The sequence below is a fragment of the Pseudomonas sp. LS-2 genome (genome assembly GCF_003605735.1).
GTDB lineage: Bacteria > Pseudomonadota > Gammaproteobacteria > Pseudomonadales > Pseudomonadaceae > Aquipseudomonas.
Genome location: NZ_QXTJ01000039.1, coordinates 455,028 through 480,724, shown reverse-complemented (window position 1 = coordinate 480,724; position 25,697 = coordinate 455,028). Strand labels below are relative to the sequence as shown.

Genomic DNA, 25,697 nt, shown 5'->3' with positions numbered 1-25,697 from the left:
GCTCGATCACACAAGCAGCGGCGCCATTCGGGTAGATCAGAGGATGCTGAACGGGAAGTACTTGTCATTGATCTTCTTGTAGGTGCCGTCTTCGATGATTTCCTTCAGCGCGGCATTGAGCTTCTCGCGCAGCGGGTCGCCTTTGCGCAGGGCGATGCCGATCTTGTCGTCTTCGAACATCGGCGCGCCTTTGAACTCGTAGTTCTTGCCGGCATCGCTTTTGAGCCATTCATAGCTGGCGTATTTGTCGCCCAGTACGGCGTCCAGACGGCCTGAAGTCAGGTCCAGGAAAGCGTTTTCCTGAGAGTCATACAGTTTGACGGTGACGTCGTCGCCCCAGTTGTCTTCCAGCCAGGTCCCGGACAGGGTGGCACGCTGTGCGCCCACCACCTTGCCCTTCAGCGCTTCCTTGATGGCCGCGTTGTCGGCACCCAGATTGGTCGCTTTTGGCGCAATGAACTGCAGCTTGTTCGAGTAGTACGGGTTGGTGAAGTCAACGGCCTGTTTGCGCTCGTCGGTGATGGACATCGACGAGATGAGGAAGTCGAACTTCTGCGCGTTCAGGGCGGGAATGATGCCGTCCCAGTCAGAGGTCACGACTTCGCAGGTGACCTTCATCTTCGCGCAGAGGGCGTTGCCGATTTCAACGTCGAACCCTACGACCTGGCCGCTGGCATCCTTGTTGTTGAACGGCGGGTAGGCGCCTTCGATGCCCATTTTCAGGGTGTCGGCAGCAAAAGCACTGCTGGTTACGGCCAAGGTGGCGACAGCAGCCAGCAAGAGTTTTTTCAGGGTCTGCATCGGTGTTGCTCCGTTAGCGATTGCTGGACATGAATTGTTTGCAGCGCGCCGACCGCGGGTCATCGAAGACCTGCTGCGGCGATCCTTGTTCTTCTACCAGCCCTTGATGCAGGAAGACCACTTCACTGGACACCTGCCGGGCGAAATTCATTTCGTGGGTCACCATCAACATGGTCCGGCCTTCTTCGGCCAGGCCACGAATCACATTAAGCACTTCTTGCACCATCTCGGGGTCCAGCGCGGAAGTCGGCTCGTCGAACAGGATCACTTTAGGCTGCATTGCCAGTGTTCGTGCGATGGCTGCGCGCTGCTGCTGGCCCCCGGACAGTTGCGCAGGATACACGTGGCGTTTGTCGGCGATCCCGACCTTGGCCAGCAGCGCTTCGGCAACTTCTGTGGCTTCGGCCTTGCTTTGACCCAAGACGCGGCGCGGTGCCTCGATGATGTTATCGAGCACACTCATGTGCGGCCAGAGATTGAAGTTCTGGAAGACGAAGCCGATCTCGCTGCGCAGCCGGTTGATCTGACGGTTGTCAGCGGCAATCAGTTCGCCCTTGCGGGTGGCTTTTAGCTTGAGTTCTTCGCCCGCCACCAGAACCTGCCCCTGATGCGGGTTTTCCAGCAGATTGATGCAGCGCAGCAGCGTGGACTTGCCGGAGCCGGATGAACCCAGAATCGAAATCACGTCGCCGTCGCGTGCGGTCAGCGAGATGCCCTTGAGCACCTCCAGCTGGCCGTAGCGTTTGTGCAGATTGCGGATTTCCAGGGCGGGCGTGGCCTCGGCCATGTGCGGTCCTCATGTGTACGTGTGCTGGTCGCGGACGGCAATCGAGCTCGCCTTGCGCAAAAAGGGCGCGATGGTGCCAGCTTTAAACGCCGTGGGGAAGGGTGTTTCGGCCATCGATGCGATCAAAGGTCGAATCTGTGCGCTTATTTGGTGCCTATCAGTCGCGCCTGTGTATTTTCGGTGCATGCAAACATCTCTATGCTGTTGCACTCGGTAACAGTTTCCCGCATGGCTGGCTAAAAGCTATTTGTCTCAGAGAGTTACCAAAAGCCTCTGTAGCAGGCGTATCCACGCACGACGTCGTTTTTGAAATATTTTGGCGTAGTTCTTGCGTAAAAAATAAATAACAGAGGCGTTGCGATCTTTTTACGAAGCTCGCAAACGCTCTGATCCGTATCAAATCCTAAAGGTTGCTTACATGAGCACTACCCCAAACTCTTCAAACCTCGATCAGGGCCTCAAATCGCGGCACATCACCATGTTGTCGATTGCCGGTGTGATTGGCGCGGGCCTGTTCGTAGGCTCCGGCCACGCCATCGCCGAAGCCGGTCCGGCCGTGCTGCTGGCTTACGCCGCGGCCGGTACGCTGGTGGTTCTGGTGATGCGCATGCTGGCCGAGATGGCCGTTGCGTCCCCGGATACCGGGTCTTTCTCGACCTACGCTGACCGTGCAATCGGTCACTGGGCGGGTTTCACCATCGGTTGGCTGTACTGGTGGTTCTGGGTGTTGGTGATTCCACTGGAGGCCAATGCCGCCGCGACCATTCTGCATGCGTGGTTTCCGAATATCGCCATCTGGGCATTCACGCTGGTCATCACCTTGCTGCTGACCGCGACCAACCTGTTCAGCGTGAAGAACTACGGCGAGTTCGAGTTCTGGTTCGCGTTGATCAAGGTGTTGGCGATCATTGGTTTTGTCATCCTTGGGATCGCAGCGGTGTTCGGTCTGTTGCCGAACAGCCAGGTCAGCGGCGTCAGCCATCTGTATGACACTCAGGGCTTCCTGCCAAACGGCATGGGCGCGGTACTGGCAGCGATGCTGACCACCATGTTCTCGTTCATGGGCACTGAAATCGTCACCATCGCAGCGGCGGAATCCAAGAACCCGGGCCAGCAAATCACCAAGGCCACCAACTCGGTGATCTGGCGGATCTGCCTGTTCTATCTGGTGTCGATCTTTCTGGTCGTGGCGCTGGTGCCGTGGAATGACAGCCGTCTGGCGGAAGTCGGCTCGTACCAGACAGTGCTCGACCTGATGGGCATTCCGAACGCCAAGCTGATCGTCGATCTGGTCGTGCTGGTCGCTGTCACCAGTTGCCTGAACTCGGCGCTGTACACCGCTTCGCGCATGCTGTTCTCCCTTGGCAAGCGTGGTGATGCGCCTGCCGTCTCGCAACGCACTACCAAGGCAGGCACTCCATACTGGGCGGTATTGCTGTCCACCGCTGCGGCCTTTGCTGCGGTATTCGCCAACTACGTCGCGCCTGCTGCGGTGTTCGATTTCCTGCTCGCCAGCTCCGGTGCCATCGCTTTGCTGGTGTACCTGGTCATCGCCGTATCGCAACTGCGGATGCGCCGCAAGCGTGAGTCCGCCGGTGAGCCTATCGACTTCCGCATGTGGCTGTTCCCGGGCCTGACCTGGGCTGTGATCGTGTTCATCGTTGCCGTGCTGACGATCATGCTGTTCCAGGAAGGCCACCGCATGGAGATCATCGCCACGGGCCTGCTGAGCATCCTCGTGGTCGCTGCGGGATTGATCGTGTCGAATCGCCGCAAGGCGGGTAAGGCGGGGAAGGTTGTATTGAATTGATGAGTGGTTGAGCTGGCGTTGCTGGCGGGATAAAGCGGCTGCCATCAGGAATGATGGGGGCCGTTTTTTTTTGCGCGCATTTCTTGATCTATCAAGTAGCATATTTATATATGCTTTTGAGAGTATTCTTTTTGGCATCATTCGACGGTTGATTTCTGTTGAAGGGTTTCCAAATGACTGAGCGTGAAATGGGTGGGAGCGTAAATCGATGGCATATGCACTGTTGGCCGAGGTCGCTGCTTCAGTGACTGATTTGAAAAAGGATCCCATGGGGACATTTCGCGAAAGCAATGGCGACCCGATGGTTATCCTCAACCGCAACGAGCCAGCCTTCTACATCTTGTCGCCCGAGCGATACGAGGAACTTCTGGATATGTTGGATGACGCGGAGCTTGCCCGAATCGTCAAAGCGCGGCGCGGTGGTCGCACAGTTAAGGTGGACATTGATGACCTCATCGCAGAGGCGGAAAAACGCTGAGCCTGTATCCCGCGGAGTCGACGCCTACAGCGTTGAGTTCATGATTCTGGCGAAAAAGGAGTTTGATCGGCTGGACAAGGTTGTTCAGCTCCAGCTGTTAAAGAAACTGCGCACCAGGCTAGCCGCGCCGAGGGTGCAGGCTGACAAGCTACGTGGGCTGTCCGATTGCTACAAGCTGAAGCTGCGGGCATCCGGTGTGCGGTTGGTTTACGAGGTCATCGACAATCGATTGGTGGTGTCGGTGATAGCGGTGGGGCGTCGCGACGATGGGGCTGTCTATGAGGCAGCCAAACGTCAGCTCGTACGTCGTTAGACGGCAGTCACCCATTCGGAAGCATCCGCCCCAGCACCGACTTCCCCCGCACTTGATGCATCACCACTGCCGCAAGATGCAGCGCTACCAATCCCGCCAGAACCGCGCACAAGACGTGATGCAATTGATGTAACCCCAGCAGCGCGACATTCGAGTGAATCAGCTGTGGCAGCGTTATGAGCGCGATTAGCGTAACGGGGTGGGTCATCATCAGTATGCCTGTGATCAACACACCTGAAATCGCTGCGTAAAGGGCCATGTGTGCCGCGCTGGCAAGCCGTTCCTGAGTGTTGTGGCGAAGGTGTGGCGCCGCTTTGATCGCCAGCCAAAGGCGCCAGGCGAAGAACGGGATGAACAGGCTGGTGATTTGTGGATTGAATGACTCGACCCATTGCCTGAACGGATGATTCGCATCCAGCAGCGCCACGCCGAAACCGCTGAAAGTGGCCCAGAGGATGACCGCCGCGGACAGCCAGTGCAGGAGAATTCGCGGTTTGGAGTAAACGTTCGCTTCACCCTCAATAGCTGCGGATGAAGGGGAATGAAGGTGTGTCAAAACGGCCAGCCCTTATTGAGAAGAAGTTGCATTCTCGTAATGGCGCAAAGCTACCGTCTTGACCGGTGTCATGCAAATCAAAATCTGTTAACGGCGCCCAGCATCCCGCGCGTTCTTGCGCTGAAGGATGTCCGACGCTTCGTTGTAGGCGTCCTGGAATTCGTCGCTGCCCAGCCACTCGACGGTCACCTCCTCCTCTTCGTCATGGAAGATCCCGCGGTAAACGATCAGCAAGGCCATCAGGAAGTCCGTGGCCGGGTCTTCCTCTTCCTCGGCAATCACCAGCTCCAGTACCGGGTATTGCAGGAAGACGACGCACATGGCCAACAGGCTGATGGCTTCGGCTTTTTGCATTGCCTGGAAGAGGTCGTCGTAATCGGCGGGCTCGAAGCCGTTTTCCATGATGTCGTTGAAGTCGAATTTGCTCAGATCGAGATAGACGTCATCGAACGGCTCATTGACGAGTGCATGGTTGAGCACCGGATGCACCGGACTTGGCTTGCCCTTGCCGGAACGGTTCTGCTTGGCCTTGGCTTTGGCCCGCTGGGCACGTTTCTGCTGTTTGTCTGGGGAAGCCATGACGGCGGTTTCCTTATGCGGTGCAGCCATTTTCATGGCCCGGGATTGTCGGGCGCATATTGTATTCAGTCTTGCGTAGGTTCGCCGGGTTTCTTAGTAATCTGGAACGATCGGATTGGGCGTCTGAGGATTGTGTCGAGCAACACGACTCTCTTTGGCTTTGCTCTTTGCGCGCTTGGCACGCTTCTGTTGTTTGTTCGCTGATGCCATGGCGCTTCTCCTGAAAGTGAGTCTGGCCACTGACGTTAGTAAATCGCGCCCAATAAAAAACCCCTGCATCTTTCGATGCAGGGTTTTTTCGGTATTTGGTGCCCAGAGACGGAATCGAACCGCCGACACGGGGATTTTCAATCCCCTGCTCTACCGACTGAGCTATCTGGGCAACGGGGCGCATTAGACGTTTTTTTCAGGAGGTCGTCAAGCGTGATGTTGAAAAAAATTTGAATTATTTCCTCCGCTTACGATTAACACCGTCTGCAAAGGGTTATTCGGACGGCGGAACGTAGCCTTCGGCCTTGGCGTACTCCTCGCCCGAGAGGTACTTGTCCATCTCGGCCTGCAGGAACTTGCGGTCCTCGGCGTTCATCATGTTCAGGCGACGTTCGTTGATCAGCAGGGTCTGGTGTTTCTGCCAGTCGGCCCAAGCTTTCTGAGAGACGTGGTTGTAGATGTCTTCGCCCTTGGCACCTGGATACGGCGGACGGTCCAGGCCTGGCAGTTCTTCTTTGTACTTGCGGCACATTACGGTGCGGGTCATGACGACTCTCCTGCGTTCAATACGTCGGCTGCGTTTTTCAGCAGCTTTTTCACCGGGGCGGCGAGGCCCAGGCGCGGCGGGGTGGCGAGGTTATACCAGAGCCAGTCATCCTCGGCCACGTGGTGGGCGGACTCCTCGACCCGGACCAGCCAGGGCTCGATGGTCAGCTGGAAGTGGCTGAAGGTGTGGATCAGCCCTGGCAGTGCGTGATGTTTGCCCAGCTCCAGCGCGTGCTGATCGGCCAGATGCTGCATGTCGCTGAAGTCGTCCAGTTCCGGCAGGCTCCAAAGGCCGCCCCACAAGCCGGTCGAAGGCCTGCGATAAAGCAGAATCTCGCCCTGGCCATTGGCGAAGATCGGCATAAGTGTGCGCTTTTGCGGCACGGCCTTGCGCGGCTTGGGGACCGGGTAGCGGGTTTCCAGGCCGAGCATGTGGGCTTCGCAGCTGCGTTCCAGCGGGCACAGCAGGCAGCTGGGTTTGCTCCGGGTGCAAAGCGTGGCGCCCAGATCCATCATCGCTTGAGTGTAGTGATTGACCCGGCTGTGTGGCGTGAAGCGCTCTGCGGTCGCCCACATCTGTTTGGCGACCCTGGGCTCTCCCGGATAGCCCTCCTGAGCCGTAAAGCGCGCCAGAACGCGTTTGACGTTGCCATCGAGGATCGGCGCGCGGATGCCCATGCTGATACTGGCGATCGCGCCAGCGGTGGAGAGGCCGATGCCTGGCAGTTCGGTGAGTTTTTCCACGTCTCGGGGAAACTCGCCGCCGTGTTCGGCAACGACGATCTTCGCGGCTTTCTGCAGGTTGCGCGCGCGGGTGTAGTAGCCCAGCCCGGTCCACAGGTGCAGCACTTCGTCTTCCGGGGCATCGGCCAGCGCCTGAACGGTGGGCAAGGCCTCCATGAAACGGTCGAAGTAACCCAGCACGGTGCTGACCTGGGTTTGCTGCAGCATGATTTCCGACACCCAGACGCGGTAGGGGGTGATGTCGTGTTGCCAAGGGAGATCGTGCCGGCCGTGACGGTCGTACCAGTCGAGGACGGCGGAGGAGAACTGCTCGGGTTGCATCGTGGTTCCGGTGTTCAGGGAAAAGGTTGAGGTCTGTTGATCGTTGCGCCCCATCGATGACCCGTAGCAGTCCGGCTTGCCGGCGGTGGCGCATTTGAAATCGTCACCGCCGGCAAGCCGGACTGCTACAGGTCGCTATCAAAATCAGGTCGCATCAGCCGGGTTGGCAGGTCGACCTGAATAGGGGTGCATCAGCGCTTGAACAATCCCTTGATGGCATCCTTGAGCTCGGGACTGACCTTGTCCCCGAGTTTGTCGTCGATCTTGTCGCCGATTCGATCTCCCGCCATCTTGGCGGCGACCTTGCCCAGCCCCTCATTGTCCAGGCGGCAGGCTTTGGCGCCCAGTTCCAGCGGGCCACGGCACAGGATCGGCCATTCGACACCGACGAAGCGCGGATTCACTTCACAGGCCGGGTCCGGCATATCGCTCTTGTCGCCTTCGATGATCACGCCGACGCGATAATTCATGCCCATCACGCGCAGGTCGATGTCGCCATCGCCATTGACGGTCAGGCCGGGCGTGCGGACTTTCAGATCCGGGTTGCTGGCCACGCCGTTGCGAAAGACCAGATTGCCGTTGAGTTGCTGGAACGGTGTGTCCTTGCCGCGAGGCTCGCCGCTCAGCGTCTTGCGGTTCAGCACCGAAATGCCACGGCACAGCTGCTGCTCGAGGTTGGCGTTGACCAGAACACCGTCGTTCAGCGCGAAGCTGGCGGTGCCGTTGAGGCTTTCGACCAGCGCCTTCTCGCTGTTGCCCTTGGCCGTGACGTCGCTGTTCAGATTCAGCAGGCCACGCAGCGGCGGTGTGGTGCCCTGACTTTGAATGAAGTGCTCGACCGGCACTTTGACGATATGAGTCTGTACGCTGGCAAGCGGCACTTCCGGACGCACATCCAGGTTGCCTTTGACTTCGAAATTACCGTTGTAGAGGTCGCCACGCAGACTGTCGACCCTGACCACGCCATCCAGCGCCGAGGTTTTCAAGGCAGCATTCTGGATCGGCAGTTTTTCCACGGTCAGCTTGCCGAAGCTCAGATCGGCATCGACGTCGAGCTTGCGCATGCGCTCGAGCGGCAGCAGACGCGCATCGCTCCAGGCCACTTGCGTTGGCTGGTTCGGCAGCGGGCTAGTGCCCGATGCAGCCAGGGCCTCGGCTTCGCCGCTCTGCACTTCGGATTTGCGCGCAGCTCCGGCAGCCTTGGCCTTCTCGTCCTGCGGCGGACGATAGCGGTCGGCGTTGAACGTGTCTGCCTTGAGTTGCAGGCGCAGCGACTGTTTGGCGAAGTCTTCGACGGCTACGCGGCCGGTGATGGTGCTGTCGTCGAGTTTCAGCGTCAGGTCATCCATCGACACGCTGGTTGGCGTTGCGGCGAGGCGGGTGACCATTTCGAACTTGTTCAGGCTGCCGTCGCCAAGGGTGGGCGCGGGCTGGCCAATGCTGTCGAGGAATTCGCGCAGGTTGAACGAGGCGATGGACAGCCCGCCGCTCAATTGCGGGGTCTTGTCCAGATCGCGGACGTGCAACTCACCCAGAGCACGCAGCTGATTGGCCGACAACTTGAGATTGGTCCATTCGGCGACGTTGGCCGACATATCCGCGAGCAGTTGGCCCTGAGCGGAGAAGGTCACCGTCTTGCCTTGCAGCGGGTCGCCCGCCGCCTCGCCCGAGAAGCGCATGTCGTCGAGCTGATAACGCTTGAGCGCGCGGTCGAAGCGCAGCTTGCCGGTCAATTCGGTCTTGGTGCGGATCACGGGCTGGTTGGTGCTCAGGAAGGCAGTGAGCTTCACCGGAATGTCGGTGGCGTTGTGCACCGGGCCGGTGCTCAGCTGAATGCTCTCGGCGGTGAATTGCCGGGCTTTCTGAATATCGTTGAACTCGACTCGGGCGTTGTTCACGGTCAGGCTGTCGATGTCCAGCTTGAGCGGCTGCCAGGCCCGGTCCGGGGCCGCTGCATTCGTTTCCGGCCTGGATTCGCCGGCGGCGGGTGGCTGTGCAGGATTGGCTGCCGTCGCCGGTGCCTTACCGATGTCTTCCCAGTTGCCATGCCCGTTTTCGTCACGGGTCAGCATCAGGTTCAGGCCCTCGACGCGGACGTCGCTCATCTGCACTTCCTTGCGCAGCAGCGGCAGCACGCGCACCGAAAGGCCGAGCATCTGCAGGTCCGCGAACGGCTTGGTCGGCTCGGTCAGGGTCGCGACACTGGCGTCATGCAGCTCCAGCCCCAGCCAAGGGAACAGGCTCCAGCCGATATCCCCATTGAGGGTCAGTTCGACGTGGGCCCGGTCACGGACCAGTTTACGAATCTCGTCTTTGTAGTCGTTGGGATCAAACAGATGGGTCAGGGCGAAGCCGAGAGCCACGATGATCAGCAACAGCCCGAGAATGAATAGTCCCAGGATTTTGCCGAACGCTTTCATGGGCGAGTCCTTGTAATCGAGTCGTTCAAAATTTAGCCCGCGAGTATAGCGTTCTCACGCAGACGCCGTGCCGTGATCGGCCTTGGGCGGTAGTCGATGAATGTACGCAAAATCCGGGACGGCGGGAAATTGCGGTCATTCCGGTGTGCGCCTGCAGATGACTCCGCAGACTCACACAATGACATACGGCATAAAAAAGGTAGTAGCAGAATGCTTTCTGTCACGCAGCAAATGGTAATCTTGCGCGCTTCGCGGGTCATGCTGCGTCGAATTGTCACGTAACGAGACTTTCTGCCGATAAAAACTCCCGATGCTTGCGTGCATGAAGAGGAGTGGCGGAAGCGATGTCGCTGTTCTTGCGAGACACAACTATAAATGGGGGCAAAAAAATGACTACGAGCACTGCTCTGGGCGGCGCTGTCGCTCAGCCTGCGTTCTTGTCCAAAGAGCGCATTATCGCCAAACGCGGTTTCAACCGCTGGCTGGTTCCACCCGCCGCACTGGCAATCCATCTCTGTATTGGTATGGCCTACGGCTTCTCGGTTTTCTGGTTGCCGCTGTCCAAGGCAATCGGCATCAAGACCGCCGTCGCCTGTGCGCCGGACATGAGTTTCTTCGAACAAGTCTTTTCCTCCAGCTGTGACTGGCCGATCTCCATGCTCGGCTGGATCTACACGCTGTTCTTCATCTTCCTGGGTTGCTCGGCAGCCATCTGGGGTGGCTGGCTGGAACACGCCGGCCCACGCAAGGCGGGTGTCGTATCGGCGTTGTGCTGGTGTGGCGGCCTGTTGATCTCGGCGCTGGGTGTCTACACCCACCAGATCTGGCTGATGTGGATAGGCTCGGGCGTGATTGGTGGTATCGGTCTGGGCCTGGGTTACATCTCGCCGGTCTCGACCCTGATCAAGTGGTTCCCAGACAAGCGCGGCATGGCGACGGGCATGGCGATCATGGGTTTCGGCGGTGGCGCGATGGTCGGTGCTCCGCTGGCAACCGCTCTGATGAGCCACTTCGCGACACCTGACAGTGTTGGCGTCTGGCAGAGTTTCGTGGCAATGGCTGCGATCTACTTCGTCTTCATGATTGGTGGCGCTCTGGCCTACCGCGTTCCGCCGACCGGCTGGAAACCCGAAGGCTGGACCGCGCCTGTGAAGAAAACCAACAGCGCGATGATCACCAACCGCCACGTACACGTCAGCGTTGCGTGGAAAACCCCGCAGTTCCGTCTGGTTTGGCTGGTGCTGTGCCTGAACGTTTCGGCGGGTATCGGCATCCTCGGCATGGCTTCGCCGCTGTTGCAGGAAGTGTTCGGCGGCAAGCTGCTGGGCTCCGATCAGGCCTTCGGTCAACTGGATGCTTCGCAACTGGCCGCCATCGCAGCCATTGCGGCCGGCTTCACTGGTTTGCTGAGCCTGTTCAACATTGGCGGTCGTTTCTTCTGGGCATCGTTCTCGGACTACATTGGCCGTAAAGCCACGTACTTCGTGTTCTTTGCGCTGGGCTTTTTGCTCTATGCGTCGGTGCCGACACTGAGCCACTTGGGCAGCGTTGCGCTGTTCGTGGCGGCGTTCTGCGTCGTGCTGTCAATGTACGGCGGTGGTTTTGCAACCGTTCCGGCCTACCTGGCTGACCTGTTCGGTACCCAAATGGTGGGCGCGATCCACGGTCGCCTGCTGACCGCATGGGCTGCGGCGGGTGTTCTGGGTCCGGTGCTGGTGAACTACTTGCGTGAATATCAGCTGAGCCACGGCGTAGCGCGCGCCGATGCTTACGACATCACGCTGTACATCCTCGCCGGTCTGCTGGTGCTGGGTTTCATCTGCAACATGCTGGTCCGTCCAGTGGCCGACAAGTACTTCATGACCGAAGCGGAATTGAAGGCTGAACAGGCTATCGGCCATGACGCTGGCGCGGATCACACCACCTCGCTGGAGTGGAAAGCCGACGCAAGCACCAAGCCGCTGGCCATTCTGGCCTGGCTGGCAGTGGGCATTCCGCTGGCATGGGGCGTCTGGATCACCCTGCAGAAGACTGCAGTGCTGTTTCACTAAAAGCGGATGGGTCCGGCCCGGGATTTCTTGGGCCGACGCCATTATCTGTAGCGGTCCGGCTGGCCGGGGGTAGCGATCTCATGGACGTCACCGCCGGCAAGCCGTGCTGCTACAGAAGGTATGAGGGCTTTGATTGTAGGAGCGCGCTTGCCCGCGATTGCGGTCTGACGGTCGACACGCATGTTGAATGTGAAGATCTCATCGCGGGCAAGCGCGCTCCTACAGTTGCTTTTGATGTACCGGTACTTGCTTGTACGCACATGTCTAGCGCCATCGGCGCTGGGTTCAGCCCGTCAGTGATATCACGCTCCGTGTTTCTGTTTCCCCGCCACACGCCTATAATGTCCGCCTTTTCGCCCAATGATTTTGCGGAGCTGGTGATGGCCGAACGTAAGGCGTTCGTCGAGCGCGACACCCTGGAAACCCAGGTCAAAGCCTCGATCAACCTGGATGGCACCGGAAAGGCCCGATTCAATATCGGTGTGCCTTTTCTTGAACACATGCTCGACCAGATCGCCCGTCACGGGTTGATCGACATCGAACTCGACTGCAAAGGCGACCTGGAAATCGACGACCACCACACCGTGGAAGACGTCGGTATCACGTTGGGTCAGGCCTTCAGCAAAGCCATTGGCGACAAAAAGGGCATCCGTCGCTACGGCCACGCCTATGTCCCGCTGGATGAAGCGCTGTCGCGCGTCGTCATCGATTTCTCCGGTCGTCCGGGCCTGCAAATGCATGTGCCGTATACGCGCGCTACCGTCGGTGGCTTCGATGTGGACCTGTTCCAGGAGTTCTTCCAGGGCTTCGTCAACCACGCCAACGTCACGTTGCACATCGACAACCTGCGCGGTCACAACACTCACCACCAGATCGAAACCGTATTCAAGGCATTCGGCCGCGCCCTGCGCATGGCCGTCGAGCTGGACGACCGCATGGCCGGCCAGATGCCTTCGACCAAGGGCGTGCTGTAATGCAGACGGTTGCAGTCATCGACTACGGCATGGGCAACCTGCACTCAGTCGCCAAGGCGCTCGAACACGTTGGCGCCGGTCGTGTGCTGATCACCAGTGACGCCAATGTGATTCGTGAAGCCGACCGTGTGGTGTTCCCCGGTGTGGGTGCGATCCGCGATTGCATGGCTGAAATCCGTCGTTTGGGCTTCGATTCTCTGGTGCGTGAAGTCAGTCAGGATCGTCCGTTCCTCGGCATCTGCGTCGGTATGCAGGCGCTGATGGATCGCAGTGAAGAGAACGACGGCGTGGACTGCATTGGGGTCTTCCCCGGCCAGGTCCGCTTCTTCGGCAAAGACCTTCATGAAGACGGTCAGCACCTGAAAGTTCCGCACATGGGCTGGAACGAAGTGACGCAGGCAGTGGACCACCCGCTGTGGCATAGCATTCCGGATCTGGCGCGGTTCTACTTTGTGCACAGCTATTACATCGACTCGCCAAACCCCAGGCAGATCGTCGGTCGCGGTCACTACGGCCGCGATTTCGCTGCCGCACTGGCTGATGGCTCGCGTTTCGCCGTGCAGTTCCACCCCGAGAAGAGCCATACCCATGGCCTGCAATTGCTGCAGAACTTCGCCGCTTGGGATGGCCGCTGGTAATGAGCAAGAAGAGCAAGCCGCCGATCCTGACACTCACTCCCGAGCAGGAAAGTGAGGCGTGTCACAAGATCAAGCGGTTTATGGAGGACCGCTTCGAGCTGGACCTGGGCTCGTTCGAAGCGGCCGAAATCCTTGAATTGTTCACCCGCGAAATTGCCCCGCATTATTACAACCGAGCGATCTTCGATGTTCAGGCGCACTTGAAAGAGCGGTTCGAAAGCATCGAAAGCGACGTTTGGGCGCTCGAGAAAAACTAATTTCCGATTAAGTAGGTTTCCAGATGCTGATTATTCCCGCTATCGACCTTAAAGACGGTGCCTGCGTGCGCCTTCGCCAGGGTCGCATGGAAGATTCCACGGTGTTCTCCGATGATCCGGTGAGCATGGCCGCCAAGTGGGTTGAAGGCGGTTGCCGTCGTCTGCATCTGGTCGACCTCAATGGCGCATTCGAAGGTCAGCCGGTTAATGGTGACGTGGTGACGGCCATTGCCAAACGCTACCCGAATCTGCCGATCCAGATCGGCGGCGGTATTCGTTCGCTGGAAACCATCGAGCACTACGTCAAGGCCGGCGTGAGCTACGTGATCATCGGCACCAAGGCGGTCAAGGAGCCTGAGTTCGTCGCCGAGGCGTGCCGCGCGTTTCCAGGCAAGGTGATCGTCGGTCTCGACGCCAAGGACGGTTTCGTCGCCACCGACGGCTGGGCTGAAGTCAGCTCGGTTCAGGTGATTGACCTGGCCAAGCGGTTCGAAGCCGACGGCGTCTCGGCCATCGTTTATACCGACATCGCCAAAGACGGCATGATGCAGGGCTGCAACGTCCCGTTCACCGCCGCCCTGGCCGCAGCGACGAAGATCCCGGTCATCGCTTCTGGCGGTATTCACAACCTGGGCGACATCAAGGCACTGCTGGACGCGAAGGCACCGGGCATCATTGGCGCCATTACCGGCCGCGCAATCTACGAGGGCACCCTCGACGTCGCCGAAGCCCAGGCTTTCTGCGATCAATACTCGGTCTAACTTGTAGGAGCGCGCTTGCCCGCGATTGTCCGTATTCCCCGACAACTACCTGTCGGATGTACTGGCCTCATCGCGGGCAAGCGCGCTCTTGCAGTGCTTAAACTTTCGGAGATTAGGCCATGGCTCTCGCCAAACGCATCATCCCTTGCCTGGACGTCGACAACGGTCGCGTGGTCAAGGGCGTGAAGTTCGAGAACATCCGCGACGCTGGCGATCCGGTGGAAATCGCCCGTCGTTACGACGAGCAGGGTGCCGACGAGATCACCTTTCTGGACATCACGGCCAGCGTCGATGGCCGTGACACCACGCTGCACACCGTCGAGCGCATGGCCAGTCAGGTGTTCATCCCGCTGACCGTGGGCGGTGGCGTGCGTACGGTGCAGGACATTCGCAACCTGCTCAACGCCGGTGCCGACAAGGTTTCGATCAACACCGCTGCGGTTTTCAACCCTGAGTTCGTCGGTGAAGCGGCTGCGCGTTTCGGCTCGCAGTGCATCGTCGTCGCCATCGACGCCAAGAAGGTATCCGGCCCGGGCGAAGAGCCGCGTTGGGAGATCTTCACCCACGGCGGTCGCAAGCCAACGGGCCTGGACGCAGTGGTGTGGGCGAAGAAGATGGAAGGCCTGGGTGCCGGCGAGATTCTGCTGACCAGCATGGATCAGGACGGCATGAAGAACGGCTTCGATCTGGGTGTGACCCGTGCAATCAGCGATGCGCTGGGCATTCCGGTGATCGCTTCCGGCGGCGTCGGCAATCTGCAGCATCTGGCCGATGGTGTGATTGAAGGCCACGCGAGTGCTGTACTGGCCGCGAGTATTTTCCACTTCGGCGAATACACCGTGCCGGAAGCCAAGGCGTTCATGGCAAGGCAAGGGATTGTGGTTCGCTAATGCACAGCGGATGAGTCAATGCGCCGCTTCGGTTGGCGTATTGACTCAGCATGCCGTCAGGGCAGTAGCAAATCTGTGCGGGGCAGCGATGCCTGCCTGGACATGTCGTAGACCCGACTGCAGAGCGTCAGCGGAAGTTGTGTCACGTCGATAGTTTTGACATCGCCGAACTCAGGTGTGTAGCCCTCCGGGTCGTCGCATTGCGTGGTTTCAGGCGCGCCTGATTTGAACGTATAGACCCAAAGTGAGGGCCTGGAACGATAAGGCCTCACCGCATAACCCCCCTCAGTCAAACGCTCGATCATAAGCTCGGGCATCCGCGTCGGGCCTGGCGGTACCACTTCCATCGCGACGATGACGGGCTTGTTCATCACCGCCCACTCCGGGGGTTGAGTCGCAGAACCCACCCCAACGATGCAAAGTAGATGCATCCCCGGGTCTGCCTGCAATTGTTCGTCGATCAACGCTTGGGTCGCATCCAGTACGCCACTGTAGCCGTGAGGGCTTTCGCAAGCAGAGGGCGAACGAGCGGCCTTATAACGATACAAAGCCGTGTCCAGTGAAAAAGGCCATGACCACCTGGGCGCCACGGCGTTGCCTTGCTCGTCTAGCGTGATTCGGCTGTAGGTTTTCGGGGAATACGTATCCCCCAGGGTCATGTGCAGTGTCGGGTACAGGACACATTCGGTGTCGAGCGGGTTGAAGTGCCCCTGACTGAAACAGGTTTTCAGGTCGATGGCCGGACTGGAATATTGAGTCTCGGGCGACCACACCGGTTGCCCGTTTTTTATTTCACAGGGTGCATTGTCCTGACAGCGATTTTCTTCTCGGGCGTTAGTCGTCGATGTACTGAGAACAGCGACTATCCGATTCGTCTGCCTGTCGAGCACCGGGCTCCCCGAGCTTCCTGCCGCCACACCCGCACAGCGATGCTTGAGGAAGCGGCGAAAGACGTAAACGTCTTCAACCAGATCCTCCTGAGCTTGGTAAGCGCATAGCGCGAGCCTGAGGCCCGGAGCTTCTTCATGGCCGGAAGGCGCGCCGACGATCATCAAGTCCATTCCGGCAACAGGCGCCTGACCACTGAGTGCCAGCGGTTCGATGCCCTTCTCCAGTAACGCTTGCAGAGGGCTGTCCAGTTCGATCAGCGCCAGATCCGTGCCTCGCATGGTCGCTCGAATGACCTTCTTGAGCGCGTACCGCTCGGTGTTCTGCGTATTGCCAAGGAAGTAGTCGAAATCTATGTGGCCAGTCACTGGAAGGTCGTTCGTGAAGTTCAGGCTATGCTTGCTCACGCAGTGGCCGCTGGTGAGGATATACGCAGGACCGGATAAACCGCTGATTCTGTCGCGTGAATCGATCAATGCAGCGGTGCAGCGCGACTGGCTGGTCGGGTCGGTCATTTGCAGGCGACCGACCGCCCGCCAATGGGCGTGAATCCCTCCTGCATTGTCGAGCGCGATAGCGTCTGAGTGGTTTGCTCGGCCTTCGCCATAATCCATGGCTTGGGTGAGTCCGGTCGCGATGATGCCGATCATCGCGATGACGAGTCGAAATGGGGTGTGATGCTTCATTTGATGCCTGCTGTTCTATTGCCGCCCTGTAGGGGCTGACGGTGAAAGGAAGCCAGCAGGTAGTCAGATAACGATCAGCACGAGGGCATACATAGTTGTTTTCGGGCACAAATTCAGTTGCCCGCTTATGGTTCTGGACAACGGCGCAGACGGCCTGCACTCTGTGCGCAATCACGGATTGGATGGGTCTTATGCTCAAACTTGCAGCGTTACTTTTTGCACTGTTCGTTTCTGTTCCGGGCGTTGGGCTTGTTGCCGCAGAATCGAATAACGTCGAGGAGCCAACCGCCCCGGCAGCTTATTCATTCGTTCTACTCACCGAAAACTTCCCGCCTTACAACATGGCCATCGATGGCAAGAACTTCGCTCAGGAAAGCAATATCCAGGGCATCGCTGTCGAGATCGTGCGCGAAACCTTCAAGCGCGCCGGCATCGGTTACAACATGACCCTGCGATTCCCTTGGGACCGTATCTACAAACTCGCTCTCGAGAAGCCCGGTTACGGCGTGTTCGTCACCGCGCGACTGCCTGAGCGCGAGAAACTCTTCAAATGGGTCGGCCCCATCGGCCCGGACGACTGGATCATGCTGGCCAAAGCCGACAGCCCGATTCAGTTGAACTCACTGGAAGAGGCGCGGCAGTACAAGATCGGTGCCTACAAAGGCGACGCCATTGCCGAAGAACTGGGACGTCAGGGCATGAACCCCATCGTGGTCCTCAGCGACAAGGACAACGCCCGAAAGCTGGTCGACGGGCAGATTGATCTATGGGCCACGGGCGATCCCGCCGGGCGCTACCTGGCGCGCCAGGAAGGCGTGACCGGCTTGAAAACGGTATTGCGCTTCAATAGCGCCGAGCTGTTTCTGGCGTTGAACAAGGACACCCCGGACGAGGTAGTGAAAAAGCTGCAGACCGCGCTGGATCAACTGCGCAAGGAAGGGACGGTTGACAGCATTCTTGGGAAGTATCTTTAACTCATTCCGGATCGCTTCGACACCGCACACCCCCTGTAGGAGCAATCCGAGGTTACGAGGGTCGCGAAGCGATGTGTCGGGCTCAAACGATGCATTGGATGTACCCGCCTCATCGCGGCTCTCGTAACCTCGGACTGTTCCTACAGGTACTGTGTATGCCGGGGGCTACCGATACACCCCATTCTTCCCATGCCCGGCCATCGCCTGATTGCCGCGAAGGCTGATCATGTGGCGCAACTCGATCCAGTCGATGCCTTGGGCCTTGAGCTTGGGCAGCTCGCGCTCCAGCACATCCATGGTCACTGGGTAGGGATGGCCGATCATCACCGCAGAACCCTGTTTGTGTGCCAGCTTGATCGCGGCCTGTAGCTGGCCGGTGATGGCTTCGGGGGTGCGATCGTCGTCCAGAAACACATCCCGCGACAGGCTGGCGAGCCCGATCTTTTGCGCTTCGGCGGCAGCGACGGTTTTGGCGCTGGTACGGCTGTCCACCAGAAACAGATGACGCCGCTGCAACTCACCTACCAGCCAGCTCATTGCCACCGGCTCAGCGGTCATGCGGCTGCCTTCGTGGTTGTTGATTCCCGCCGCATACGGCACTTTCAGCAGCGCCGCGTTGAGGCGCGCCTCAAGCTCGGGCAACGGCAGATCTGGACGCCATGCATACGGCCCGGTCGCAGGATCCATCGGCATGTGCAGCATCACGGTCTTGCCCGCCTTGTGAGCCTGGCGGGCGAAATCAGTGGCGTGCGGGGTATCAGGCATGATCGCCAGCGTCACAGGGCCGGGCAGGGCCAATGCGCGGCTGTCCCTGTCGGGAGTTTGCCCGAGATCGTCGATGATCAGGCTGATGTAAGCGGCCTTCGGCGCCTTGCCGTCGGTTTGGGAGGGTTCAGCAGGCGCCGCATGTGCGGCACCCATCGAAACAGCAAGGGCCCAGACGAGCCCGGTCAGCCAGAAGCGCATATCAATTGCCGCGTGTGACACTCAATCCCTTGAGCAGACTGAGGGCCTGGTTCAACTGGTAATCGTCGTCCTGCGGACGCGCCTTGCCAGCCTTGGATTTGGTGGTCGGTTTGTCCGCGCCGCCGTTGCCATTGCCTAGGTGGCCGAGCAGATCGGCCTCTTTGTAGTTCTCGCCGTCGGCTTCGGTCGTGACCTTGGCGCGTTTGACTTCAATATCCGGGTTGATGCCTTGGGCCTGAATCGAACGGCCATTGGGCGTGTAGTACAGCGCGGTGGTGATCTTCAGTGCACGATCGTTCGCCAGCGGCAGAACAGTCTGCACCGAGCCTTTACCGAACGAATCGGTGCCCATCAGGATGCCGCGTTTCTGGTCCTGCAAGGCGCCGGCGACGATCTCGGAAGCAGAGGCACTGCCGCCGTTGATCAGCACCACCAGAGGCGCGCCTTCGCTGGCGTCGGCAGGGTCTGCCGAGAAGCGCAGTTCGGAGTTGGCGATGCGGCCCTTGGTGTAGACGATCAAGCCCTTGGTCAGGAAGTGGTCGGCGACTTCGACCGCTGCCTGCAACACACCGCCAGGGTTGTTGCGCAGGTCGAGGATCAGGCCGTTCATCTTCTTGCCGTTGTCTTTGCGCAGCTTGGCCAGGGCCTTGCCGACCTCTTCACCGGTCTTGACCTGGAACTGGGTGATGCGGATGTAACCGTAGCCCGGCTCCAGCATCTGAGACTTCACGCTCTTGACCTGAATGGTCGCGCGCGCCAGCGTCACGTCGAACGGGTTACCTCCGTCGCGCACCAGTGTCAGCGTGATCTTCTCGCCGATCTTGCCGCGCATCTTGTCGACCGCTTCCTGCATGGTCTGACCCTGAGTCGGCGTACCGTTGATCTTGACGATCAGATCGCCTGCCTCGATGCCGGCCTTGGACGCCGGAGTGTCATCGATCGGCGAGACCACCTTTATAAAGCCGTCTTCGACACCGACTTCGATGCCCAGCCCGCCGAACTCGCCGCTGGTGCTTTCCTGCAACTCCTGGAAGTCTTCCGGGCCAAGGTAGGCAGAGTGCGGGTCAAGGTTGCTGAGCATGCCCTTGATGGCGTTTTCCAGCAGGGTCTTGTCATCCACCGGCTCAACGTAGGCGGCTTTGATCCGGTCCATTACCTCGGCGAAGGTGCGCAGCTCGTCGAGCGGCAGCGGCGCCTTGATGTTCGCCGCATTGGCAGGTGCAGAAGCAGCAGGCGCCGCAGCGGGAGCGGCACCGGCAGCCTGCGCAAGAGGAGCGCCGATAACCACGGCGATAGTCAGGGCCAGCGAGGTGAGGCGGGACGAAAACAGCATGTCTTACGAACTCCTGAGTGAGGCGTCGACTTATCCTTGAGTGCGACACCATTGGGCCGGATCACTAGGGCGACCCTGCTGACGAATAGCGAAATACAGCGCCGGAGTGTCCTGACCGCCACCACTGTTGCCTACGGTTGCGATCGCTTCCCCGGCTTTTACGACGTCCCCAGCTTCCTTCAACAGACTCTGGTTGTGACCATACAGACTCAAATAACCGTTGCCATGGTCGAGAATGACCAGAAGGCCCGCGCCGCGCAACCAGTCGGCGAACACCACTCGACCACCATGCACAGCGTGTACCTGACTGCCTGCCGCGGCGCTGATCATCACGCCGTCCCACTTGGTTCGCTCGTCGTCGCCGCGGCTTTCACCGAAACGCGCCAACAATCGACCATCGACAGGCCAGGGAAGTTTTCCCTTTGCCTGCTCAAAAGCCCCTCCAAAGGACTGACCGGCGCTGGAAACCAGTGCGCCGGGCGATTTTGTAGGCCGGCGCGGGGCTTCGTCGCTGTCGTCCTTGCCACGGCTTTTTGCCAGGGCTTCTTGCTCACGGGCTCGCTTCTCGGCTTCCTGCTGCGCAAGCAGTGCCTTCTGACGCGCCTCTTCGGCTTCCCGGGCTTGCCGTGCGAGGGTTTCTTCAATGGTCTTCAGGACTTTAGTCAGGTCTGCCTGATCCTGCTGGCGAGCTTGTAGCTTCTGGTCGCGAGCCTTGTAGTCCTGATTGAGCTTGGCAAGAGCCACCTGGCGCTGCTGGCGAACGGTGTCGAGTTGGGACTTCTGGTCATCCAGAGCGCTTTTCTGCACCAGCAATTGCGCTTGCTGCATGTCGATGTCTTTCTCGACTTCAGCCAGTTGGCGCAGGGTCTCGTTGAAGCTGCGCAGCTGTTCCAGGCGGGCCTTGCTCACGTAATCGTAATAGGTGAGCGTGCGGGCGAATTTTTCGGGGTTCTGCTGGTTGAGCAGCAGTTTGAGGTATTCCTGGCGGCCACTCTGATAGGCGGCGCGGGCTTGTATCGCGATCAGGCGTTGCTGTTCAACGCGTGCGCTCTGGAGTTTTTTTTTCTCTACGTCGAGCCGTTGTAGCTCGGTTTCACTCTTTTTTAGTTCTTTTTGCAGGGCCTCCACCTGCTTTTCCAGCTTGCCCATTTCGGTTTCGGTTGTGCGAAGGTCTTTCTGAACGCCGGATTTTTCTTCCTGCAGTTGGCTCAGCGCCTTCTTCAGTTCAGTAATGTCCTGACGTGTGGCATCCAGCTGTTTTTGGGTTTGTGCGCGCTCATCATCGGCAAAAGCCGGGTTGAGCAGACAAATCAAAGCAAAGGCGATCAGGGCGCGAAGCATGAGGTCGGGCGATACCAGGAGTGAAGACGGGCTTAGTATGCCCGCCGGTGGCTGCAAAAAAAACGCTCATAGGGCGCCGCTTTCAGACATTTCATACAAAAACCGGCGCTGTCAGAGCCTGACAGGCCGGTTTATTGCGACTTACCTGGCAACCAGAATCGATGTGCCGGTCATTTCTTTCGGAATGTCCATGCCCAGCAGCGTCAGCATCGTCGGTGCGACGTCTGCCAGAACACCGCCTTCGCGGACTTTCAGATCACGCTTGCCGACGTAGACGAATGGCACAGGCTCTGTGGTGTGGGCGGTGTGCGGCTGATGGGTTTTCTCGTCAGTCATCTGTTCGACGTTGCCGTGGTCAGCGGTGATCAGTGCTTCGCCACCGACTTTCTCAAGCGCTTCGGTGATGCGACCCACGCATACGTCCAGGCACTCCACGGCTTTGACGGCCGCTTCCATGATGCCGCTGTGGCCGACCATGTCGCCGTTGGCGTAGTTGACGACGATCACGTCGAAACGCTGGTTTTCAATGGCGTCGACGATCTTGTCTGTGACTTCCGGCGCGCTCATTTCCGGCTGCAGGTCGTAGGTCGCGACTTTCGGCGAGGGGATCAGAATGCGCTCTTCACCTTCGAACGGCTCTTCACGGCCACCGGAGAAGAAGAAGGTCACGTGGGCGTACTTCTCGGTTTCGGCGATACGCAGCTGGGTCTTGCCGTTTTTCGCCAGGTATTCGCCGAGCACGTTGTCCAGGCTGCCTTTGACGAACGCGGCAGGGGCGTGGATGCTCGCTGCATACTGGGTCAGCATCACGAAGCCGGCCAGTTTCGGCTGGCGGGCGCGGGCGAAATCCTTGAAGTCGTCTTCGACGAACACGCGGGTCAGCTCGCGGGCGCGGTCGGCGCGGAAGTTCATGAACACCACGGCGTCGCCGTCTTCTACCTTGACCTGGTCGCCGATGCTGGTGGCTTTGACGAATTCGTCGTTCTCGCCACGCTCGTAAGCTGCGTCCACACCTGCTTTGGCGGTGTCAGCCTGGAATTCCGATTTGCCGTCGACGATCAGGTTGTAGGCTGATTCGACGCGGTCCCAGCGGTTGTCGCGGTCCATGGCGAAGTAGCGGCCAATGATGGTCGCAGTGCGGCCCTTGCCCAGACGCTTGTAGGCGTTTTCCATGGTGTCGAGGTATTGATGCGCGCTGCGAGGCGGCGTGTCGCGACCGTCGAGGAAAGCGTGCAGATAGATCTTGTCCGCGCCGCGTTTGGCGGCCAGCTCGACCATCGCCACCAGGTGATCTTCATGACTGTGGACGCCACCGTCAGACAGCAAACCCATGATGTGCACGGCCTTGCCGTTGCCTACCGCCTGGTCCACTGCCTTGCAAATGGCCTGGTTCTCGAAGAACTCGCCGTCCTTGATCGCTTTGGTCACGCGAGTGAAATCCTGATACACCACGCGCCCGGCACCCAGGTTCATGTGGCCGACTTCGGAGTTGCCCATCTGCCCGTCAGGCAGACCGACGTCCATGCCAGAACCGGAAATAAGCCCGTTGGGCATGGTCTTGTAGAGGCGATCGAAGACCGGCATCTTCGCTTCGTAGACCGCATTGCCGTCGTGGCTGTCGCTGTGACCGAAGCCGTCCAGGATGATCAGAACCAGAGGTTTAGGCGTGGTAGTCATGAANAGTTCAGACGGCGTCACTGCCGTACGGGCTTTGGCCGACCTTGGGTGCTGTGTATACTGGCCGACATTTTAACGCCCTGGAACCTAATGATGGTTGATCACCTGATTGCATTTGCCACTAATCACTATTTGATCTCTGGCGCTTTCGTCATCCTGCTGGCACTGCTGATCGCGACAGAACTCAACAAGGGCGGCAAAAGCCTGAGCACCGGTGAACTGACTGCGCTGGTCAACCGTGACGAGGCGGTGGTCATCGATGTGCGTCCCAAGAAGGACTATGCCACCGGTCATATCGTCGGCTCCCTGAACTTCCCGCAGGACAAAGTCATGTCCCGTACTTCGGAGCTTGAGAAGTACAAATCCAAGACCCTGATCATCGTCGACGCCGCTGGTCAGCACGCAGGACACGTGGCCAGCGAGCTGCTCAAGGCCGGTTTCACCGCCGCCAAACTGTCGGGTGGCGTTTCGTCGTGGCGCGGTGACAACCTGCCGCTGGTGAAGTGAAATGGCTGAAGTCGTCGTCTACTCCAGCGATTATTGCCCTTACTGCTCCCGAGCCAAGTACCTGCTCGAAAGCAAGAACGTCGACTTCGAGGAGATCAAGATCGACGGCAAGCCGCAGCTTCGCGCAGAAATGACCAAAAAGGCCGGGCGCACGTCGGTTCCACAGATCTGGATCGGCTCGGTCCATGTCGGTGGCTGCGACGACCTGTTCGCACTGGAGCGCGCCGGCAAGCTCGACGCCCTGTTGAGCGCCTGAACTCGAACCCTGCAAGACTCAAAAGTAAGAAGGATCTGAGATGACCGATCAAACGAATAACGGCGCGACTTCCAACGAAGAAGCTCCACAGTTCTCCCTGCAACGCATCTACGTTCGTGACCTGTCCTTCGAAGCGCCAAAAAGCCCGGCGATCTTCCGTCAGGAATGGACCCCAAGCGTTGGCCTGGACCTGAACACTCGCCAGAAGCAACTGGAAAACGATTTCTACGAGGTCGTGCTGACTCTGTCGGTCGAAGTGAAGAACGGCGACGAGATCGCTTTCATCGCTGAAGTCCAGCAAGCCGGTATTTTCCTGATCAAGGGTCTGGACGCGGCTTCCATGAGCCACACCCTGGGTGCTTTCTGCCCGAACATCCTGTTCCCGTACGCTCGCGAAACCATCGACAGTCTGGTGGTCCGCGGTTCGTTCCCGGCACTGATGCTGGCGCCGGTGAACTTCGATGCTCTGTACGCTCAAGAGCTGCAGCGCATGCAGGAAGCTGGCGAAACGCCGACGCCTACCGTTCAGTAAGCCTTGCGGCCTGGATGTAAAAAAGCGCCTGTGATGGGCGCTTTTTTGTGGCTGTGGAATGGCTACACGGATGTCCTGCGGACGCTATCGCGGGCAAGCGCGCTCCTACATTATTTGCAACGTACCGCATTCAGAAAGACCAAATTGTGCCCCTTCGAGGTAGGCCGCCAAGGCAACAAGGCAACCAACGCGGTCCATCAGGCCATGGTACGTTGCAAATAATGTAGGAGCGCGCTTGCCCGCGATCAGGCCCGCAGGGCATCCGTGTAGCAATCTGCGCCACGATCCGTCATTTGAAGCCTAACTGCCGCCAACCTTCATAAACCGCTACGGCCACAGTGTTGGACAGGTTCAAGCTTCGGCAACCTTCACGCATGGGCAGACGCAGCCGTTGGTCGCTGGACAGTGGGTCTAATACCTCGGGTGGCAGGCCGCGGCTTTCCGGGCCGAACACAAAGGCGTCGCCTTCCTGAAACGCCACATCGTGGAAGGGCTTTGAGCCCTTTGTGGTAAAAGCGAACAGGCGCGGGTGGCCGATGCTTTCCAGGCAACTTGCCAGGTCGGCGTGACGATGCAGCGTGGCGTATTCGTGATAATCGAGACCAGCGCGGCGCAGGCGCTTGTCATCCAGCTCGAAGCCCAGCGGCTCGATCAAATGCAGATTGCAGCCACTGTTGGCGCAAAGTCTGATGATGTTGCCGGTATTCGGCGGAATTTCTGGTTGAAAAAGGATCACGTGAAACATGCACGGCTCCGAACATAAGGACGGGATGCATTCTACCCCCATCGATGACCCGAGACCGAAGCTATGGCCGCGGTTTTTGGGCTCTATCGCGATTGTCGGGTTAATGGTCGGTTTGATGATCGGTCGGTTGACCACGCCAGACCCCATCGAGCTTCAGCGCATTGAAACCCTGCCCGATGGCGTTGCGGTGTGGTTCAACCGCGAGCCGCAACTGCATGGCGAAATCATCGACGGCGCTGTGGCGCTGCTTTTCAACGCGCAGGGCACAGCACAGCGGGGCGAGTTGAAGCTCGCAAACGGAAGAGATGTGCGCTGGAAAGTGCAGAAAAGCGATAAGGGATTGTTGCTGAACCTGCTGGCGGCCCGTCCGTTGCGCGGTGAGTGGCGCGGCGCAACTGAGGACGGGCGCTGGAGACTCCAGGTGAGTCTCCGAGAGGAATAAAAGAGGGGAATCCCCGGCCTGCCTGTACCAAGGTCCCCAAAACTGGTGATGCTTAACCTATTGCAGAGCGCGTGCCAGTTTTGGGAAAACGCTGTAGGAAATTTCGTAATACTCTTCACAACCCCGTTTTAAAGCCCGCTTTGTAGGGGTGTGAGTCAGCAGGGGCCCGTCGAGGGTTCAGGTGGCCTTTCACATTTGGGTGTTTCTTGATCAG

At 59.0% G+C, this 25,697-nt stretch carries 27 protein-coding genes and 1 tRNA gene; 14 read left to right on the top strand and 14 right to left on the bottom strand.

The features are described from left to right. Positions 1 to 36: 36 nt before the first annotated feature. Both D3M70_RS23410 and D3M70_RS23405 read right to left on the bottom strand, forming a co-directional pair. On the bottom strand, positions 37 to 801 hold the full coding sequence (locus D3M70_RS23410; RefSeq protein WP_120127988.1) for an ABC transporter substrate-binding protein: 765 nt from the start codon (positions 799 to 801) through the stop codon (positions 37 to 39). Between the two features lie 13 nt (positions 802 to 814). Next, positions 815 to 1,588 (bottom strand): ABC transporter ATP-binding protein, encoded by a 774-nt coding sequence (locus D3M70_RS23405; RefSeq protein ID WP_120127987.1) that lies wholly within the window; start codon positions 1,586 to 1,588, stop codon positions 815 to 817. 418 nt (positions 1,589 to 2,006) lie between these two features. Here D3M70_RS23405 and gabP point away from each other — a divergent pair, with 418 nt between their 5' ends. From gabP to D3M70_RS23390, 3 genes are all read left to right on the top strand, one after another. Beyond that, positions 2,007 to 3,398: a GABA permease gene (gene gabP / locus D3M70_RS23400; protein ID WP_120127986.1), complete on the top strand. Its 1,392-nt coding sequence runs from the start codon at positions 2,007 to 2,009 to the stop codon at positions 3,396 to 3,398. Positions 3,399 to 3,606: 208 nt separating this feature from the next. Continuing rightward, positions 3,607 to 3,876 carry a type II toxin-antitoxin system Phd/YefM family antitoxin gene (locus D3M70_RS23395; RefSeq protein ID WP_120127985.1) on the top strand — a complete coding sequence of 90 codons (270 nt, stop codon included), beginning with the start codon at positions 3,607 to 3,609 and terminating at the stop codon, positions 3,874 to 3,876. Continuing rightward, positions 3,845 to 4,189: a type II toxin-antitoxin system RelE/ParE family toxin gene (locus D3M70_RS23390; protein WP_120127984.1), complete on the top strand. Its 345-nt coding sequence runs from the start codon at positions 3,845 to 3,847 to the stop codon at positions 4,187 to 4,189. Before D3M70_RS23395 ends, D3M70_RS23390 begins: the two co-directional genes overlap by 32 nt. A gap of 7 nt (positions 4,190 to 4,196) precedes the next feature. Here the strand turns inward: D3M70_RS23390 and D3M70_RS23385 are convergent, their stop codons facing one another. The 6 genes from D3M70_RS23385 to D3M70_RS23360 form a co-directional block, all read right to left on the bottom strand. Beyond that, a complete protein-coding gene (locus D3M70_RS23385; protein WP_177418466.1) occupies positions 4,197 to 4,745 on the bottom strand; it encodes a cytochrome b in 549 nt (182 codons plus the stop codon). A gap of 87 nt (positions 4,746 to 4,832) precedes the next feature. Further along, positions 4,833 to 5,324: a hypothetical protein gene (locus tag D3M70_RS23380; protein ID WP_081563985.1), complete on the bottom strand. Its 492-nt coding sequence runs from the start codon at positions 5,322 to 5,324 to the stop codon at positions 4,833 to 4,835. Between the two features lie 306 nt (positions 5,325 to 5,630). Beyond that, a tRNA-Phe gene (locus D3M70_RS23375) sits at positions 5,631 to 5,706 on the bottom strand. A 102-nt stretch (positions 5,707 to 5,808) separates the two neighbouring features. After that, positions 5,809 to 6,081, bottom strand: a complete 273-nt coding sequence (locus tag D3M70_RS23370; protein WP_120127983.1) for an oxidative damage protection protein — start codon at positions 6,079 to 6,081, stop codon at positions 5,809 to 5,811. Further along, complete coding sequence (gene mutY, locus D3M70_RS23365; RefSeq protein WP_120128407.1) at positions 6,078 to 7,145, bottom strand: A/G-specific adenine glycosylase; 1,068 nt, start codon at positions 7,143 to 7,145, stop codon at positions 6,078 to 6,080. The genes D3M70_RS23370 and mutY overlap by 4 nt, the downstream gene beginning before the upstream one ends. A gap of 191 nt (positions 7,146 to 7,336) precedes the next feature. Next, positions 7,337 to 9,565 carry an AsmA family protein gene (locus D3M70_RS23360; RefSeq protein WP_120127982.1) on the bottom strand — a complete coding sequence of 743 codons (2,229 nt, stop codon included), beginning with the start codon at positions 9,563 to 9,565 and terminating at the stop codon, positions 7,337 to 7,339. A 389-nt stretch (positions 9,566 to 9,954) separates the two neighbouring features. Here D3M70_RS23360 and D3M70_RS23355 point away from each other — a divergent pair, with 389 nt between their 5' ends. The 6 genes from D3M70_RS23355 (at position 9,955) to hisF (ending at position 15,136) form a co-directional block, all read left to right on the top strand. Continuing rightward, positions 9,955 to 11,616: an OFA family MFS transporter gene (locus D3M70_RS23355; RefSeq protein ID WP_120128405.1), complete on the top strand. Its 1,662-nt coding sequence runs from the start codon at positions 9,955 to 9,957 to the stop codon at positions 11,614 to 11,616. A gap of 380 nt (positions 11,617 to 11,996) precedes the next feature. After that, positions 11,997 to 12,590, top strand: coding sequence for an imidazoleglycerol-phosphate dehydratase HisB (gene hisB / locus D3M70_RS23345; RefSeq protein WP_081563617.1), 594 nt, complete (start codon positions 11,997 to 11,999; stop codon positions 12,588 to 12,590). Next, complete coding sequence (hisH, locus tag D3M70_RS23340) at positions 12,590 to 13,228, top strand: imidazole glycerol phosphate synthase subunit HisH (protein WP_120127980.1); 639 nt, start codon at positions 12,590 to 12,592, stop codon at positions 13,226 to 13,228. Before hisB ends, hisH begins: the two co-directional genes overlap by 1 nt. Then, a complete protein-coding gene (locus D3M70_RS23335) occupies positions 13,228 to 13,485 on the top strand; it encodes a DUF2164 domain-containing protein (RefSeq protein ID WP_120127979.1) in 258 nt (85 codons plus the stop codon). The genes hisH and D3M70_RS23335 overlap by 1 nt, the downstream gene beginning before the upstream one ends. 23 nt (positions 13,486 to 13,508) lie before the next feature. Continuing rightward, the gene (gene hisA / locus D3M70_RS23330; RefSeq protein WP_074758037.1) at positions 13,509 to 14,246 is read left to right on the top strand and encodes a 1-(5-phosphoribosyl)-5-[(5-phosphoribosylamino)methylideneamino]imidazole-4-carboxamide isomerase; all 738 of its coding nucleotides are present in this window, start codon (positions 13,509 to 13,511) and stop codon (positions 14,244 to 14,246) included. A 119-nt stretch (positions 14,247 to 14,365) separates the two neighbouring features. After that, a complete protein-coding gene (gene hisF, locus D3M70_RS23325) occupies positions 14,366 to 15,136 on the top strand; it encodes an imidazole glycerol phosphate synthase subunit HisF (RefSeq protein ID WP_120127978.1) in 771 nt (256 codons plus the stop codon). 56 nt (positions 15,137 to 15,192) lie between these two features. Here the strand turns inward: hisF and D3M70_RS23320 are convergent, their stop codons facing one another. Then, a complete protein-coding gene (locus D3M70_RS23320; protein ID WP_165869868.1) occupies positions 15,193 to 16,674 on the bottom strand; it encodes a serine protease in 1,482 nt (493 codons plus the stop codon). 227 nt (positions 16,675 to 16,901) lie between these two features. Between D3M70_RS23320 and D3M70_RS23315 the strand changes: the two genes are divergently transcribed. Next, entirely contained in the window at positions 16,902 to 17,684 is a 783-nt protein-coding gene (locus tag D3M70_RS23315; protein ID WP_120127976.1) for an ABC transporter substrate-binding protein, read from the top strand. Between the two features lie 165 nt (positions 17,685 to 17,849). On the opposite strand, the gene D3M70_RS23310 is transcribed toward D3M70_RS23315, so the two are convergent. The 4 genes from D3M70_RS23310 to gpmI form a co-directional block, all read right to left on the bottom strand. Then, positions 17,850 to 18,650, bottom strand: coding sequence for a divergent polysaccharide deacetylase family protein (locus tag D3M70_RS23310; RefSeq protein ID WP_120127975.1), 801 nt, complete (start codon positions 18,648 to 18,650; stop codon positions 17,850 to 17,852). A gap of 1 nt (position 18,651) precedes the next feature. After that, positions 18,652 to 19,983: a S41 family peptidase gene (locus D3M70_RS23305; RefSeq protein WP_120127974.1), complete on the bottom strand. Its 1,332-nt coding sequence runs from the start codon at positions 19,981 to 19,983 to the stop codon at positions 18,652 to 18,654. 30 nt (positions 19,984 to 20,013) lie between these two features. Further along, positions 20,014 to 21,324 carry a murein hydrolase activator EnvC gene (locus D3M70_RS23300; protein WP_120127973.1) on the bottom strand — a complete coding sequence of 437 codons (1,311 nt, stop codon included), beginning with the start codon at positions 21,322 to 21,324 and terminating at the stop codon, positions 20,014 to 20,016. Positions 21,325 to 21,465: 141 nt separating this feature from the next. Beyond that, positions 21,466 to 23,001 carry a 2,3-bisphosphoglycerate-independent phosphoglycerate mutase gene (gene gpmI, locus D3M70_RS23295; RefSeq protein WP_120127972.1) on the bottom strand — a complete coding sequence of 512 codons (1,536 nt, stop codon included), beginning with the start codon at positions 22,999 to 23,001 and terminating at the stop codon, positions 21,466 to 21,468. Between the two features lie 93 nt (positions 23,002 to 23,094). Between gpmI and D3M70_RS23290 the strand changes: the two genes are divergently transcribed. From D3M70_RS23290 to secB, 3 genes are read left to right on the top strand one after another with little or no spacing between them, the layout of a single operon-like run. After that, positions 23,095 to 23,508 (top strand): rhodanese-like domain-containing protein, encoded by a 414-nt coding sequence (locus D3M70_RS23290; RefSeq protein WP_120127971.1) that lies wholly within the window; start codon positions 23,095 to 23,097, stop codon positions 23,506 to 23,508. A gap of 1 nt (position 23,509) precedes the next feature. Continuing rightward, entirely contained in the window at positions 23,510 to 23,764 is a 255-nt protein-coding gene (grxC, locus tag D3M70_RS23285) for a glutaredoxin 3 (protein WP_120127970.1), read from the top strand. A gap of 40 nt (positions 23,765 to 23,804) precedes the next feature. Continuing rightward, the gene (gene secB, locus D3M70_RS23280; RefSeq protein WP_081563630.1) at positions 23,805 to 24,296 is read left to right on the top strand and encodes a protein-export chaperone SecB; all 492 of its coding nucleotides are present in this window, start codon (positions 23,805 to 23,807) and stop codon (positions 24,294 to 24,296) included. 289 nt (positions 24,297 to 24,585) lie between these two features. On the opposite strand, the gene trmL is transcribed toward secB, so the two are convergent. Next, complete coding sequence (trmL, locus tag D3M70_RS23275; RefSeq protein ID WP_120127969.1) at positions 24,586 to 25,041, bottom strand: tRNA (uridine(34)/cytosine(34)/5-carboxymethylaminomethyluridine(34)-2'-O)-methyltransferase TrmL; 456 nt, start codon at positions 25,039 to 25,041, stop codon at positions 24,586 to 24,588. On the opposite strand from trmL, the gene D3M70_RS23270 reads away from it, so the two are divergent. Then, complete coding sequence (locus D3M70_RS23270) at positions 25,040 to 25,483, top strand: hypothetical protein (protein ID WP_120127968.1); 444 nt, start codon at positions 25,040 to 25,042, stop codon at positions 25,481 to 25,483. The two genes, trmL and D3M70_RS23270, sit on opposite strands and share 2 nt — an antisense overlap. Positions 25,484 to 25,697 lie beyond the last annotated feature (214 nt).